The organism is Thiofaba sp. EF100 (assembly GCF_039822285.1).
Taxonomy (GTDB): Bacteria; Pseudomonadota; Gammaproteobacteria; order Halothiobacillales; family Halothiobacillaceae; genus Thiofaba.
Map to the genome: position 1 here is coordinate 241,386 of NZ_JBAJEY010000002.1, position 13,991 is coordinate 255,376.

Here is a 13,991-nt window from a genome sequence, read left to right on the forward strand (position 1 = left end):
GAACTTAACACTGAACCTCGAGGACATGCACCTCGAAGATCAGGGGAAAACCGGCGAGGGGATGGTTGAAGTCCACCTTCAGGCCTTCCTCGGTCAGGTCCAGGACCCGGCCCGCCGTGGTCTCGCCGCTCGGCAGTTCGAACTCGATGAACTGGCCCTGCTCCGGCACGAAGTCGGCACCGAGATCCTCCGGCGGCAGGACGAAGACCTTGTCCGGGTCGGGCAGGGGGAAGGCGGTGCCGGGGGCGATCTCGAAGCGTCCCCGCTCGCCCGCCTGCATGCCCTGGAAGGCGAACTCCAGCCCCGGGCTGATGGTGCCATCGCCCACCAGCAGTTCCAGCGGGTCGTCCTCGGGTGCCGCGTCGATCTCGGTGCCATCCGGAAGGGAGAGGCGGAAGGCCAGCTTGACCCGGCAGCCAGGGAGGATCTTAGCCATGGGGTTCGTCCTTCTTCTCGAACAGCATGAGCAGCGCCAGAAGCACCGCGCCAACGGTGATGGCGGAGTCGGCGATATTGAAGGCCGGCCAGTGGTAGCCCTGCCAGTACAGGTCGATGAAGTCGACCACGTAACCAAGCCAGACGCGGTCGATCGCGTTACCCAGCGCCCCGCCGATGATCAGGGCGAGGGCGAACCCCGTCCAGCGTTCATGCGCCTTGAGCGCGCGCATCCACACCATGAGCCAGGCGGAGACCCCTACGGCCAGGGCCAGGAAGAACCAGCGCTGCCAGCCGGAAGCCTCGCCCAGGAAGCTGAACGCGGCGCCGGGGTTGTGCATCAGGGTCAGGTTGAAACCGGGGAGGATGGGCACCGGCTGGGCGTAGCCCAGGGCCGAGCTTGCCCACAGCTTGGTGGCCTGGTCGAGGAGGATGACGGTCAGGGCCAGGCCAAGGCCGCGTTTGAGGATCGGGGTCATGCGAAGCGGCGGGTCTCGCCCGCACCCTCCACGTTCTCCACACAGCGTCCGCAAAGCTCGGGGTGGGCGGGGTGGCTGCCCACGTCCTCGCGGTGGTGCCAGCAGCGCACGCACTTGCCGTGCAGGCTGGCCTTGGCGGCGATGGCGATCTGGCCGCCCTCGATGTCCACCACGGTGCTCTCGGGCGGGCGCGCGGTGAGCGGGTGGACGCGTGCGCTTGATGTGATCAGCACAAAGCGCAGCTCATCCTCCAGCTTCCTGAGCACGGCGAGGGTGGTATCGTCGGCGTAGATGTCCACCTCGGCATCGAGGTTGGCGCCGATGGTGCCATCCTTGCGCAGCCCTTCGAGCACGGCCAGTACCGCGTCACGCACGGCGAGGATGCGTGTCCAGTCCTTGGGGCCGAGCACGGCATTCTCGTCCAAGCGCGCAAGGCCGGTGGTGTGGGTGGCGAGGAACACGGAGTCTTCCCGCGCCCCCGGCAGATAGCCCCACAGCTCCTCGGCGGTGAAGCTCGCAATCGGCGCGATCCAGCGGGTGAGGGCCTCGAGGATGTGCCACTGCGCGGTCTGGCTGGAGCGGCGGGCGCGCGAGTTCGCCTGGCAGGTGTACTGCCGGTCCTTGGTCACGTCCAGGTAGAAGCCGCCCAGGGTCACCGAGCAGAAGTTGTGCACCGCGTGCACCACCTGGTGGAAGTTGTAGGTGTCGAAAGCGGCAAGGATCTCCTCCTGCAGGCGCGCGGCCTGGTCCACCGCCCACTGGTCCAGAGGAAGCATGTCCGCAAATGGCACGGCATCCTCAGGCTGGAAGTCCTTCAGGTTGGCCAAAAGGTAGCGGGCGGTGTTGCGGATGCGGCGGTAGGCATCGCCTGCGCGCTTGAGGATCTCATCGGAGACGGTGATCTCGCCGCGGTAGTCACTGGAGGCCACCCACAGGCGCAGCACGTCCGCGCCGAGGCTATTGATGACCTTTTGCGGGGCGATGACGTTGCCGAGGGACTTGGACATCTTGCGCCCCTGCGCATCCACGGTGAAGCCGTGGGTCAGCACCTGCCGGTACGGCGGGCGGGCGTGCATGCCGATGGCGGTCATCAGCGAGGACTGGAACCAGCCGCGGTGCTGGTCGGAGCCCTCCAGGTACAGGTCGGCGGGGTCGTGCAGCTCGGGCCGCTGGGCCAGCACGGCAAAGTGGGTCACGCCGGAATCGAACCACACGTCTAGGGTGTCGGTCACCTTGCGGTACTGCGCGGCCTCTGCACCCAGGAGTTCTGCCGCATCGAGCTCGAACCAGGCGTCCACGCCGCCCGATTCCATGCGCTGGGCGACTTGTTCGATCAGTTCCGGGGTGCGCGGGTGCAGCGCGCCGGTGTCCTTGTGTACGAACAGGGCGATGGGCACGCCCCAGGTGCGCTGGCGCGAGATGCACCAGTCCGGGCGGCCCTCGACCATGGCGGTGATGCGGTTCTCACCCCATTCCGGGACCCAGCGGGTCGCCTTGATGGCCTCCAGCGCCTTGGCGCGCAGGCCGTTGACGTCCATGCCGATGAACCATTGCGGGGTGGCACGGAAGATCAGCGGGGTCTTGTGCCGCCAGCAGTGCGGGAAGCTGTGGTTGAGCTTGCTGGCGTGCTGCAGGCGGCCACGCTCGCGCAGAAGCTCGATGATGACCGGGTTGGCCTTGTTCACGTGCAGCCCCTCGACGAAGGGGGTGCCCGGCTTGAAGCGACCGGCATCGTCCACCGGGTTGTCCACCGGCAGGCTGTAGCGGCTGCCGGCGACATAGTCCTCCTGACCATGGCCCGGGGCGGTGTGGACCGCGCCGGTACCGGCGTCGGTGGTGACATGCTCACCGAGGATGATCGGCACCTGGCGGTCGAGGAAGGGGTGCTGGAGCTTCAGGTGCTCCAGGGCGGCGCCCTTGGCGCGGCCGACGATGGGGGCAGCATAGCCGTAACGTTTGAGTGTCACTTCGGCCAGCGCCTCGGCCAAGAGCAGGCGTGCGCCGTCGACTTGGACCAGCACGTAGTCCAGCTCCGGGTTGAGCGCCACGCCCTGGTTGGCTGGCAGGGTCCACGGGGTGGTGGTCCAGATGACCACCTCGATGGGGCCCTCACCCGTGGCATTCAGGGCCTTCTCGAACGCGGCCTGATCGACGGCCTGGAAGCGCACGTCGATGGCATCCGAGGTCTTGTCCTGATACTCCACCTCGGCCTCGGCCAGCGCGGAGCCGCAGTCCACGCACCAGTGCACCGGCTTTTGGCCCTGCACCAGGTGGCCGTTGGCAATGATTCTGCCCAGCGCGCGGAGGATGTCGGCCTCGAACTTGTAGTCCATGGTCAGGTAGGGGCGCTTCCAGTCGCCCAGCACGCCCAGGCGTACGAAGTCCGCCTTCTGCCGCTCCACCTGCTCGGCGGCGTAGGCACGGCAGGCGTTGCGGAATTCGCGTGCGCTCACCTTGTCCCCGGCCTTGCCCAGCTTCTTCTCCACCTGCAGCTCGATCGGCAGGCCGTGGCAGTCCCAGCCCGGCACGTAGGGCGCGTCAAAGCCCGCCAAGAGCTTGCTCTTGACGATGATGTCCTTGAGCACCTTGTTGACCGCGTGGCCGATGTGGATGTCGCCGTTGGCATACGGCGGGCCGTCGTGCAGCACGAACTTGGGCCGTCCGGCGCTGACCTCGCGGATGCGGCCGTACAGGTCCTGCGCCTGCCAGCGGGCGAGGATTTCGGGCTCACGCTGCGGCAGGTTGCCGCGCATCGGGAACTCGGTTTCAGGCAGGTTGAGGGAGGCCTTGTAGACGGATTCGCTGGCGGTGTCTTTGGACATGGGGAAGGTGCGGAGAAATAAGGAAAAATTAGGCCCGATTATTCCCGATTTGCTTTGAACTCGCCAGTAAGGACGGCCCGTGCCGCCGCGGCATCCCTGGCGATCTGCGCCATCAACGCGTCCAGACCCGCGAAGCGCTGCTCCTCGCGCAGAAAGGCATGGAAGCGCACCTCCACCCGTTGGCCATAGGCATCGCCCGACCAGTCGAAGACATGGGCCTCGACACGCGGCGTCAGCCCGCCGACGGTCGGGCGGATGCCGGCGTTGGCGACACCAAACAGGGGGCGGTCGGCCAGGCCCAGGATCTCGACGGCAAAGACTCCATGCAGGGCAAAGTGCTTGCGCCCGAGCGGCAGGTTGAGGGTGGGGAAGCCGAGCAGGCGCCCGCGCTTGTCGCCGTGGGTGACACGGGCGCACAGGCTGTAGGGCCGCCCGAGCAGGCGGGCGGCATCCTCCACCCGACCCTCGCTGAGGGCGGTGCGCACCAAGGTGCTGGAGATGCGCATGCCGTCCAGCACGACCGGCGGGGTGGCCTCGACCGAGAAGCCGTGTTCCGCGCCAAGCCGCTGCAGCAGGGCAAAGTCGCCGCGCCGCGCGCGGCCGAAGCGGAAGTCATCGCCGATCAGGACATGGCGGGCGTGCAGCTGCCCAACCAGGATCTCGCGCACGAAGTCCTCGGCGGGAAGATGGGCCAGGGCCTGGTTGAAACGCAGGATGTGGAGCTCGTCGACCAGGCCGGAGGCGGCGAGCCAGGCGGCCTTTTCGCGCAGGCTCGTCAGGCGCGGGACGGGGTGCGGGGCGAAGACCTCGCGCGGCAGGGGCTCGAAGGTGAGCACGATGCGGCGTAGCCCCTCGGGCCGCGCCGCGGCATCCAGACGTCGCACCAAGGCCTGGTGGCCGAGGTGGAGGCCGTCGAAATTGCCGATGGTTACGGCGCAGCCTGTCGGCGTGGCCGCAGGACGCCTGCGGGCTGCCCCCCCGCGGATCAGCTCCATGTCGTCTCCTCCCGCTTCAGGTCGCGCGGCCGCAGGCCGAGGGCGGCGAGCAGGATGAAATAGACCGCGACGGCGCCGAGCACGAGTCCGGCGAGCCACAGGGCGCGCTGGCTGCCGTGCATGGCGGACCAGGCGGCAAGCTCGGGGGCGAGCAGGAACAGGAATCCCGCCATGCCCAGGGTGGCCCCACCGGCCTGCAGGGCCAGCTTGCACCACTGGCGGCTGGGTTGGTAGACGGCTCTTCCGCGCAGGGCGCGGTACAGCCAGAAGGCATTGAGCCAGGCGGCGAAGGCGGTGGCGGCGGCCAGCGCGGCATGGGTGCCGGGGACGGTGAGCAGGATCATCGGTACCACCACCGCGGCCTTGAAGGCGAGGTTGGCGAGCACGGCGCGGATGCCGATCTTCACCGGGGTGGTGGTGTCCTGGCGGGCATAGAAGCCGGGGGCCAGCACCTTGATCAGCAGAAAGCCGGGCAGTCCCAGGCTGTAGGCGATCAGGGAGAGCTGGGCCATGGCGGTGTCGTGGGCGGAAAACTCGCCGTGCTGGAACAGGGTGGCGAGCAGGGGGCCGGCCAGCAGGACCAGCCCTACGGTGGCAGGCAGGGCGAGCAGCACGGTCAGGCGCAGGCCCCAGTCGAGGGTCTGGTTGAAGTCGGCGCTGGAGCTTGCGGCATGCTCGCGCGCGAGCTTGGGCAGGATCACGGTGGCGAGTGCCACGCCGAACATGCCGAGCGGGAACTCCACCAGCCGGTCGGAGTAGTACAGCCAGGACACGGAGCCGGCGATGAGGAAGGAGGCGAGGATGGTGTCGATCAAGAGATTCAGCTGGGTGACCGAGGAGCCGAAGATCGCCGGCAGCATCAGCTTCAGGGTCTTGTTCACCCCCGCATGGTGGCGAGCGATCCTGGGCCTGGGCAGCAGGCCCATGCGCCACAGCCAGGGCAGCTGGAAGCCAAGCTGCACCGCGCCGGCGACGAACACCCCCCAGGAGAGCACGATCAAGGGTTCCTCGGCATGGTGGGCGCCAAGGAAGGCCGCGCCGATCAGGACGATGTTCAGCCACACCGGGGTGAGGGCGGGGATGGCGAACCGGCCGAAGCTGTTGAGCAGGCTGCTGGCGAAGGCGGTCAGGGAGATGAAGAACAGGTAGGGGAAGACGATGCGCAGCATGGTCTCCGCCAGCGCCAGTTGCTCGGGGTTTCCCGTGAAACCCGGGGCGAACAGCAGCAGCAGGAGGGGGGCGGCGGCGACACCGATCGTCGTCACCAGCAGCAGCACCGCGCCCAGGGTACCGGCGACATGGGCAACGTAGTCGAGCATCTCCTCCTGGCTGCGCTTCTCGCGGTACTCCGCCAGCACTGGCACGAAGGCCTGCTGGAAGGCCCCCTCGGCAAACAGGCGGCGCAGGAAGTTGGGGATCTTGAACACCACGAAGAAGGCGTCGGTCGCGGCGGAGGCCCCGAACAGCCTGGCGAAGACGATGTCGCGCACGAAGCCGAGAATGCGCGAGACGAGGGTCATCGCACTGATCACGGCGGTGGACTTGAGGAGGGAACGGCTCATGCGGGCATTCTATACCCGGCGGTCTGTAGTGGTCTGTGTGGGGCATCCGGCGACGATCTGCCTCGCCGCGCTGGGGCTGCGGGATGCCCCGCGCCTGCTAGAATGAGCCATCCCCCTTCTTCAGAGGTTGCCGTTCGTGCTTGAGCGTTCCGAGAAGCTGTTGCGCCGGGTGGTCGCCGGCCTGCGTTTTGCGCTCATCGTGTTCATGATCGTCTACCTGGCCACCTGCCTGCTGGGGCTCGGCGGCAAGCTCGTGGCCTACCTGCCGCAGCTCGGCGCGCCCGACTTCCACCAGCTGCTGGCCCTGCTCAACGACGCCCTGTTCACCCTGATTGTGCTGGCGATCGTGCGCTCGCTGTTCATCAACGACAGCTTCCACTACGCGCTGACCTTCCTTGAGGTCGGTTTCGTCGTCCTGTTGCGCAAGCTGATTCTGCTCGATGCGGCGCCGCACGAGGTGTGGGTGCTGCTGGTGCTGGGCGTGATCAGCGCGCTGTTCTTCTCGCTGATCCTCTTGACCCACCGCATGCGCAAGACGATCACCCCCGCGCAGGGGTGAGCGTCACACCCCGTTGCGCAGCATCAGCTCCGGCGGGTGAGGCTCGAGGTAGACCTGGCCGGCCACGTAGGGGTGCGGGTGGCGGCGGAAGTGGTGACGCAGCAGGGTGATCGGCACGATGAGCGGCACCCGGCCCTCGCGGTAGTCGTCGATGACCCGCGCCAGCTCCTCGCGGTCGCCGCCATCCAGTTCGTCACGCAGGTAGCCGGCCAGGTGCTGGAGCACATTGGCATTCTTGCCGCGGGTGGCGATGTGTTTGAGGCCGCGCATGAGGGTGAGCAGATAGTCGGCGGCCAGCAGTTCGAGGTCCACTTGGCGCAGGTTGGCGAGTAGCCGCCCGAGGGCGGTGTAGGTCTGCGGATGATGGGCCAGGATCAGCAGCTTGTGCCGGGTATGGAAGTCGAGCAGGGCGGCGGCGCTCAGCCCCTCATGCACCATGCGGCGCCAGCGGTGCAGGGTGAAGACGCGGGTGATGAAGTTGTCGCGAAGGACAGGGTCGCCGAGACGGCCCTCCTCCTCGCAGGGCAGCTCCGGCCGCGCGCTCATGAAGACCTCCGCGAACTGGCCCACGCCCTTTTTCTCCGGTGGGCGATCGTTCGTCCAGCCCTCGTACAGGGTCACCCGCTCCATGCCGCAGCTCGGCGACTTGCTCTTGAGGATGTAGCCGCACAGCTCGGGGTGGCGCTCGGCCTGGACCCGGCCCGTGGTGCGCAGGGCGTCGGTGACGTCCAGGTCATGGTCCTTGTTGCCGCGCACCCGCACCTCACCGTCGATCTTGATCAGGCGCAGGGATTGGCGCGGGGTGCCCAAGCCGATCGCCACCTCCGGGCAGAACGGCACGAAATGGAAGAACTGGCCGAGGGTGCGGATGATGTAGTTGTCGCGCTTGTGGCCGCCGTCGAAGCGGACCTCTTCGCCAAGCAGGCAGCTGCTGATGCCGACGGGGATGCGGATTTCCTGCATGGGGGGAACCTTTACCGGGGGGCCGTCTTGACGCAGCATAACAGCAAAAAACGGCCTGCTGATGCGTCGATTCCTTCCCCTCCTGACCCTGCCTGTGCTGCTCGCGCCGGCCGGTGCCCTCCTTGCGGCCGCGGTCGAGCCCGAGCTCGCCATCGCGCCGAGCCGCCTGCCGCAGCGGCTGGACGAGTCGCCGTCCGCCGTGACGGTGATCGACCGCGAGATGTTGCGCGAGGCGGGCGTGCGCCGCATCGCCGACATCCTGCGTCTGGTGCCGGGCATGGTGGTCGGCAGCCGCAGCCCGGCGATCCAGCCTGCGACCTACCTTGGTCTGTCTGACGACTACTCGCGCCGTGTGCAGGTGTTGGTCGATGGCATCTCCATCTACGCCCCCTCGACCGGTGCGGTGCTGTGGCAGGACCTGCCGCTCGCCATCGATGATATCGAGCGCATCGAGGTGGTGCGTGGCCCCAATACGGCGGCCTACGGCAGTCATGCCCTGCTCGCCACCATCAAGATCACCACCGTCGCGCCGCGCGAGGCCTCGCGCTGGGAGGCGGGCGGGGCGATCGGATCGAACGGCGTGCGCGATGCCCATGCTCGTCTGGCGGGCAGCGGCTCCGCCGGCGCCTGGATGCTCAGCGTCGTCCACCAGCAGGACGACGGCCTGGATGGCCGGGCCGCCGATGACCGTGGCGGTCGACGGATGGACGGGGTGCGCCTGAAGGGTGAGCTCGATCTATCGCCGTCCACGGACATGCAGTGGCAGCTCGGGGCCGCCCGGGCGCACAACGGCATTGGCGCCGCGCTGGAGCAGGATGTCAGTGGCACCATCAACGATGCCTTCCTCGATGAGAACGACCACCAGTTCCTCACCCTTCACCATCGCCCCGATGGGGGGGGCGAGTGGGTGCTGCGCCTGGCGCGCAATGCGCAGAGCTACAAGGAGGCCGATGCGCTGCGCTATGACTGGGTCTACAGGCTCGTGGACGGCGTGCCTTCGGCAGGCCTTGAGCCCCTGAGCCTGACGCGTAGCTATCGCGCCACCCGCTACGAGGTGGAACTGGAGCATCACCTGGTTCCCCTGGGCGAGGTGCGCGGTGTATGGGGCATGGGCCTGCGGCGGGAGGAGGCGGAGGGGGAGCGGTTCTTCGGCACCCCGGTCAGCCAGCGGCTGGACAGCGGACGCTTGTTCGGCCATGCCGAGTGGAGGATTGCTCCGAACTGGCTGCTCAACGGCGGGGCCATGGTGGAACGCACCTCCATCAGCGAGCCGGTCTTCACCCCCCGCCTGGCCTTGATCCATCACCTGGCGCCGGGCCACACCCTGCGTGCGGGCTGGAGCACGGGAACCCGCCAGCCGCTGCTCTTCGAGAACCAGGGCCGAACCGCGGCTTGGGACAGGGATGGGAATCCGGTCTGGCTGACCCTGGCTTCCGGCGCGGAGAGCGGCGGCCTGAAGGCCGAGCGCGCGACCGAATGGAGCCTCGGCTACCTGTGGGTGCCCCGGCGGGGGATGCAACTGGACCTGCGCGCCTTCCATCTGCGCCTCAAGGATCCCATCCGTGCCATGATGAGGGTCGAGGACGGGATGAACACACTGCTCTATCCCATCGGAGGAGACTGGCTGCCGCTGGTGCTGGACATGCGCAATGGCGGGTCGGTCAGCGTGCGCGGGCTGGAGGCCCAGCTCGACACCCGCCTGGCGCGGGACCTCAGCCTGCATCTGAGCTACGCCCTGACCGAGGCGCGGGAGGACGAGGGTCTGGCGCCGGGGTGGCCGGACTATGCCGCCACGGTGCCCCGTCATACCGCCGGCCTGCTGCTCACCCAGCGCCTCGGTGAGGCCTGGGATGCCAGCCTGCGGCTACACTATACGAGCCCCATGCAGTGGGGCTTCCTCACCCGCGATGCGCTCGACGCCTCGACCGGCGTGGCCGCCAGGATCGGTTATGTGCGCCGGTTCGGCACCCAGCGCATGCGGATCGACCTGATCGGGGAAAACCTCAATGGACGAGTGCATGATTTCGACATGGACCGTGGCTGGGGCCGGGCCGTCTGGCTGCGGCTGGCGCTCAGCGCCAGCTGAGGCCATGCGTCGGATCCTCCTTCTCCTCCTGCTGTTGCTCCTGCCGGTGCTGATGGGCGGGGTTGCGAGGGCGGAGGATGTCTGGGTGCTGGGCGCGGAGGAGGGCGAGGCGATCGCCAAATCGCTGCGTCCCGCCCTGCCTCCGGGGACGAGCCTTGCGCTGCAACGACTGGGCGACGGGGTCGGGGTGCAGTGTCCCGGTGCGCGCTTGGTGCTGGCGGTGGGCGAGGCCGCGACCCGCGCGGCGCTGCGCGGGTGCCCGCAGGCGAAGGTATGGGCCCTGGGGCTGCCCGCCCTCAGCCTCGACGCCCTGCGTGCGGGTGCGCCAGGGCGCCTGTCCGGCGTGGCCTCGGACCCGCCGCCCGCGCGCCAGGTTGCCCTGTTGGAGGCCCTGCGGCCACGCCCCCGCCAGGTGGCGGTGCCCTATTCGCCGGCCGCCGAAGGACTGGCCCGCGCCGCTGCGCAGATCCTGAGCGCACACGGTTTCCAGCCCGTCCTGCTCCCATCCCGGCCCGACGACCAGCCCCTGCGCCCGCTGCGCGAGGTGCTGGGTGAGGTCCAGGCCGTGCTCGCCCTGCCCGATCCTGCGCTCTATCACGAGGGCCTGCTCAAGCACTGGCTGCTGATGACGGCGCGCGAGGGGGTGCCGATGGTCGGCGGGCTCGGTCTGCAGGATGTGCGGCGAGGCGTGGTGGCCGCCGCCGTGCAGGCGGAAGAGGCGGCGATCGCGCTGACCGTGCGTCTCTTGCCCGAGCTGCTCGGCCCCGACCCCTTGCCGCCGGTGCAGGCGCTGGACCAGGCCCGCGTCCTGCACAATCCGCTCATGCTCAGCCGGCTCGGCCTGCGGCTGGAGGAGGGGGAGTGATGCGCGGCCATTCGGTCACCACGCAATTGATGCTGCTCGCCATTCTGCCGCTGGCGGTGCTGTTCATCGGCCTCACCCTCTTCCACGCCCACAACCGCACGGTCCTGCTGGACGAGCAATTCGAGGCGCGGGTGCACGATCTCTCCCGCGGGCTGGCTGCGCGGGCCACGCAAAGCCTGCTGGCCGGTGACATGGAGGCTCTCGACGACCTCGCCCGCGAGATGGTGGGCGAGTCCAACATCTACGGCCTGCGCCTGGCCGACCCGATGGGCGACCCACTGGTCAAGCGTGGTCAGGGCCCGAAGAGTGCCCCCGCCGACGCCCTGCGCGCGGTGTTCGTGCCATTGTGCATCCCGCAGCGGGGCGAGGATGACCAGCTGCGCATCGGCGAGGCCTGGATCTGGTTCGACCAGCGACCGGTGAATGCGATCAAGCGCCAGGGTTTCTGGCAGGCGATGGCCCTGGCCGTACTGCTTGCCCTGGTGGTCGGCGGGGTGGCCTGGCGCCTGGCGACGCGCATCCTGCGTCCCTTGCGCGAATCGCTTGATGCCATGCGCCGGATCGGCCATGGGATCGGCGGGGTCAGGATCGCCGAGGACGCCGACAACGAACTGCGCCAATTGCAGCGCGGAGTCAACCTGTTGGCCGACGCGCTGGAGGCCCAGGAGCGCCTGCGCGCGGAGGCCTTGCGCCACGACCTCGCGCGCGAGCGGGCCGAGCAGGCCAAGGCCGTGCGCACCCTCTTCCTTGCCCACATGAGCCACGAGATCCGCACGCCGCTCAGCGCCCTGGTCGGCTTCATGCACCTGCTGCGGCGCGAGTATGCCGACCAGCCGATGACCTTGCGCAGCCAGCAGTACCTGGAGGCGATGGAGCAGTCGGCCCGCCACCTCGGCGAGCTGATCGGCGACATCCTCGACTTCTCCCGCATCGAATCCGGCAAGCTGGAACTGCGTTCGGTGCCGTTCTCGGCCATGCGTCTGCTGGACGAGGTGGCGATCGAACTGGCCGAGCGTGCGCGTGCCAAGGGACTGTACATCGACGTGGTGAGTTTCCTCGACGTGCCCGAGCGGGTCGAGAGCGACCCGCTGCGCCTGCGTCAGGTGCTCATCAATCTGCTCTCCAACGCGATCAAGTTCAGCCCGCAGGGCGGGATTGTCATGCGCCTGATGCTGGAGCAGCCGCCGGACGAGCGCGGGGAGGGATGTGTGCTGCGTTTCGAGGTGGAGGACAGCGGCCCCGGCATCCCCGAGGCCGACCGGCAGCGCCTGCTGGAGGCCTTCGAGCAGCTGGAGGTGGGGACCGAGCGGGCGCACGAGGGCACGGGCCTTGGGCTTGCCATCTGCCGTGGGCTGGTGGAGCGCGCGGGCGGCGAGCTGCGCATCGACGCGGGGGCGCTGGGGGGCGCCATGCTGAGCTTCACCTGGCCGGTGTGCGGCGCCGTGTCTGGGCCGGAGCGCGGCGGCCTCCCGGTGCGCGTGGCCGTGCTGGACGACCGTACGAGTTTCCGGCAAGCGGCCTACACCCGCTTCAGCCGCCTGGGTTGGAGCGTCCAGCTGGAGGAGGGCGGGCTTGCGTCGGAGGGATGGCGCAGGCTGCTCGATCGCTTGCCGGACGGCCTCGACGTCCTCGCCCTGCGCGATCCGGTGGAGCGCGGCGAGGATGGCCGGGCGGCCTTGCTCGGCATGGCGCTCGAGGGACGGCAACGGGCACGGCACGTGCTGGTCTGCACCGCGCGCGATGAGCCGGACTGGGAGCGGCGCCTCGAGCATTTGGGGGCCGCGGTGATCCGGTGCCCCGCCTCCCAGCGCGACCTCGAACGCGCGGTCGAGAGCCTGGGCGATCTCCTCTTTCATGCCGACGCCCGTCCGGCGGCTGACGAGGTGGGCGGCGCAGCCTTCGAGGGTAGGACGATCCTCGTGGTCGACGATCATCCGCTCAACCGCGAAGTGCTTGGCCAGATGCTCGAGCAGGCCGGCGCGCGCGTAGTGCTGGCCGCGAGCGGGGAGGAGGCCCTGGCCCGGCGCAAGGGCGTGGACGCCGTCCTGCTCGACCTGCACATGCCGGGCATGGATGGTGAGGTGGTGCTGCGCGAGCTGCGGGCACGCCAGCCCGAGCTCCCCGTGCTCATGCTGACCGCCGATACCTTGGGCGAGACCGCGGAACGCCTGCAGGAGGCGGGGGCGAGGGCGGTGCTGCACAAGCCGGTCGGCGAGACCCGGCTGTTCGATGCATTGGCCACGGCCCTCGGGCAGCCCCTGCCGTCGCCGTCCCCTCCGCTGGAACTGGAGGGCCTGCGGGCGCGTTTCTGGCGGGATGAGTGGCCCTCCTTCGCCACGCGCCTGCGCGCCGCGCGCCTGGCGGAAGACGGCCCGGCGCTGCACGAACTGCTGCACACCCTGGCCGGTACGGCGGGACTGGTGGGGTTGACCGGTCTGGCGGATGCCGCCCGTGCGCTGGATGAGGCCAGCCGGGGCGGCGGCCGGATACCCGACGACGGCGCCCTGTGGGACGCCCTGTGGCAACGCGCAGATGAGGAGGAGAGGCAATGATCAGGGTTGCCCTGGTGGATGATCAGACCCTGGTGCGGCAGGCCTTGCGCATGCACCTCGACGGCCAACGCGCGCTTCGCGTGGTGGCCGATGTGGACTCGGGCGAGGCCCTGCTCGCGCTGGTCGGGCGTGAGGAGCTGCATGTTGTGATGATCGACATCCACATGCCCGGCATGGGTGGACTGGAGACCATGCGCCGCCTGCGCGCCCTCGAGCAGGGGCCGAGGATCATCGGCCTGTCCTCCATCACCACCCCGGCCTTCGTCCGCGACCTATTCCGCGATGAGCTGATCGACGGCTATGTCTCCAAGGAGGCTGCCGGCCGTGACCTGCTGCGGGCGGTGGCGGAGGTCGCGGCGGGCCGGCGCTTCATCTGCCCGCGCCTCGCCGCGGCGCTGCAGGCCGAGCCGGAGGGGGCGGCGCAGCGTTTCGCCAGCCTGACCGAGCGGGAGCGTGAGGTGCTGATGCAGGTCTTTGCCGGCCACGACAACAAGACCATCGCGCAGAACCTGATGCTGTCGGAAAAGACGGTCAGCCAGCACAAGCAGAACGCGCTGCGCAAGCTCGGGGTGCAGGGCGAGATCGAGGCCTACCGGCTGGCACGGCTGGAAGGGTGGGTGGAATAGGTGGGGATGAACCAACGTTTTGCGAAGCCCCCTTTTTCCATGGGTTA

General features: G+C 68.9%; 11 protein-coding genes. 5 read left to right on the plus strand and 6 right to left on the minus strand.

Annotated features, from left to right (window positions below; translation table 11 throughout):
• Nucleotides 1–4 precede the first annotated feature (4 nt).
• Genes V6D91_RS05505 through murJ form a run of 5 tightly spaced genes read right to left on the minus strand, consistent with a single transcriptional unit; the run spans nucleotide 5 to nucleotide 6,293 of the window.
• Complete coding sequence (locus V6D91_RS05505) at nucleotides 5–436, minus strand: FKBP-type peptidyl-prolyl cis-trans isomerase (protein WP_347318503.1); 432 nt, start codon at nucleotides 434–436, stop codon at nucleotides 5–7.
• Nucleotides 429–914 carry a signal peptidase II gene (gene lspA / locus V6D91_RS05510; RefSeq protein ID WP_347318505.1) on the minus strand — a complete coding sequence of 162 codons (486 nt, stop codon included), beginning with the start codon at nucleotides 912–914 and terminating at the stop codon, nucleotides 429–431. The genes V6D91_RS05505 and lspA overlap by 8 nt, the downstream gene beginning before the upstream one ends.
• Entirely contained in the window at nucleotides 911–3,736 is a 2,826-nt protein-coding gene (gene ileS, locus V6D91_RS05515; protein ID WP_347318507.1) for an isoleucine--tRNA ligase, read from the minus strand. Before ileS ends, lspA begins: the two co-directional genes overlap by 4 nt.
• 38 nt (nucleotides 3,737–3,774) lie before the next feature.
• Nucleotides 3,775–4,731 carry a bifunctional riboflavin kinase/FAD synthetase gene (locus V6D91_RS05520; RefSeq protein ID WP_347318508.1) on the minus strand — a complete coding sequence of 319 codons (957 nt, stop codon included), beginning with the start codon at nucleotides 4,729–4,731 and terminating at the stop codon, nucleotides 3,775–3,777.
• A complete protein-coding gene (gene murJ, locus V6D91_RS05525) occupies nucleotides 4,722–6,293 on the minus strand; it encodes a murein biosynthesis integral membrane protein MurJ (RefSeq protein ID WP_347318510.1) in 1,572 nt (523 codons plus the stop codon). The genes V6D91_RS05520 and murJ overlap by 10 nt, the downstream gene beginning before the upstream one ends.
• Nucleotides 6,294–6,429: 136 nt before the next feature.
• Here murJ and V6D91_RS05530 point away from each other — a divergent pair, with 136 nt between their 5' ends.
• Nucleotides 6,430–6,852: a hypothetical protein gene (locus V6D91_RS05530; RefSeq protein WP_347318512.1), complete on the plus strand. Its 423-nt coding sequence runs from the start codon at nucleotides 6,430–6,432 to the stop codon at nucleotides 6,850–6,852.
• Nucleotides 6,853–6,855: 3 nt separating this feature from the next.
• Here V6D91_RS05530 and V6D91_RS05535 read toward each other — a convergent pair whose 3' ends face one another.
• Nucleotides 6,856–7,815, minus strand: coding sequence for a DUF523 and DUF1722 domain-containing protein (locus tag V6D91_RS05535; protein ID WP_347318513.1), 960 nt, complete (start codon nucleotides 7,813–7,815; stop codon nucleotides 6,856–6,858).
• Between the two features lie 61 nt (nucleotides 7,816–7,876).
• Between V6D91_RS05535 and V6D91_RS05540 the strand changes: the two genes are divergently transcribed.
• The 4 genes from V6D91_RS05540 to V6D91_RS05555 are packed head-to-tail and all read left to right on the plus strand — an operon-like array spanning nucleotide 7,877 to nucleotide 13,944.
• Complete coding sequence (locus V6D91_RS05540; protein ID WP_347318515.1) at nucleotides 7,877–9,901, plus strand: TonB-dependent receptor; 2,025 nt, start codon at nucleotides 7,877–7,879, stop codon at nucleotides 9,899–9,901.
• A 4-nt stretch (nucleotides 9,902–9,905) separates the two neighbouring features.
• Complete coding sequence (locus V6D91_RS05545) at nucleotides 9,906–10,766, plus strand: hypothetical protein (protein ID WP_347318517.1); 861 nt, start codon at nucleotides 9,906–9,908, stop codon at nucleotides 10,764–10,766.
• Nucleotides 10,766–13,318: a response regulator gene (locus V6D91_RS05550; protein WP_347318519.1), complete on the plus strand. Its 2,553-nt coding sequence runs from the start codon at nucleotides 10,766–10,768 to the stop codon at nucleotides 13,316–13,318. The genes V6D91_RS05545 and V6D91_RS05550 overlap by 1 nt, the downstream gene beginning before the upstream one ends.
• On the plus strand, nucleotides 13,315–13,944 hold the full coding sequence (locus tag V6D91_RS05555; protein ID WP_347318521.1) for a response regulator transcription factor: 630 nt from the start codon (nucleotides 13,315–13,317) through the stop codon (nucleotides 13,942–13,944). Before V6D91_RS05550 ends, V6D91_RS05555 begins: the two co-directional genes overlap by 4 nt.
• Nucleotides 13,945–13,991 lie beyond the last annotated feature (47 nt).

Coding starts and splice junctions, on each gene's coding strand:
- V6D91_RS05505 (WP_347318503.1), bottom strand. CDS start 436: ATGGCTAAGATCCTCCCTGGCTGCCGGGTCAAGCTGGCCTTCCGCCTC.
- V6D91_RS05540 (WP_347318515.1), top strand. CDS start 7,877: ATGCGTCGATTCCTTCCCCTCCTGACCCTGCCTGTGCTGCTCGCGCCG.
- V6D91_RS05550 (WP_347318519.1), top strand. CDS start 10,766: ATGCGCGGCCATTCGGTCACCACGCAATTGATGCTGCTCGCCATTCTG.
- lspA (WP_347318505.1), bottom strand. CDS start 914: ATGACCCCGATCCTCAAACGCGGCCTTGGCCTGGCCCTGACCGTCATC.
- V6D91_RS05520 (WP_347318508.1), bottom strand. CDS start 4,731: ATGGAGCTGATCCGCGGGGGGGCAGCCCGCAGGCGTCCTGCGGCCACG.
- V6D91_RS05535 (WP_347318513.1), bottom strand. CDS start 7,815: ATGCAGGAAATCCGCATCCCCGTCGGCATCAGCAGCTGCCTGCTTGGC.
- V6D91_RS05555 (WP_347318521.1), top strand. CDS start 13,315: ATGATCAGGGTTGCCCTGGTGGATGATCAGACCCTGGTGCGGCAGGCC.
- ileS (WP_347318507.1), bottom strand. CDS start 3,736: ATGTCCAAAGACACCGCCAGCGAATCCGTCTACAAGGCCTCCCTCAAC.
- V6D91_RS05545 (WP_347318517.1), top strand. CDS start 9,906: ATGCGTCGGATCCTCCTTCTCCTCCTGCTGTTGCTCCTGCCGGTGCTG.
- murJ (WP_347318510.1), bottom strand. CDS start 6,293: ATGAGCCGTTCCCTCCTCAAGTCCACCGCCGTGATCAGTGCGATGACC.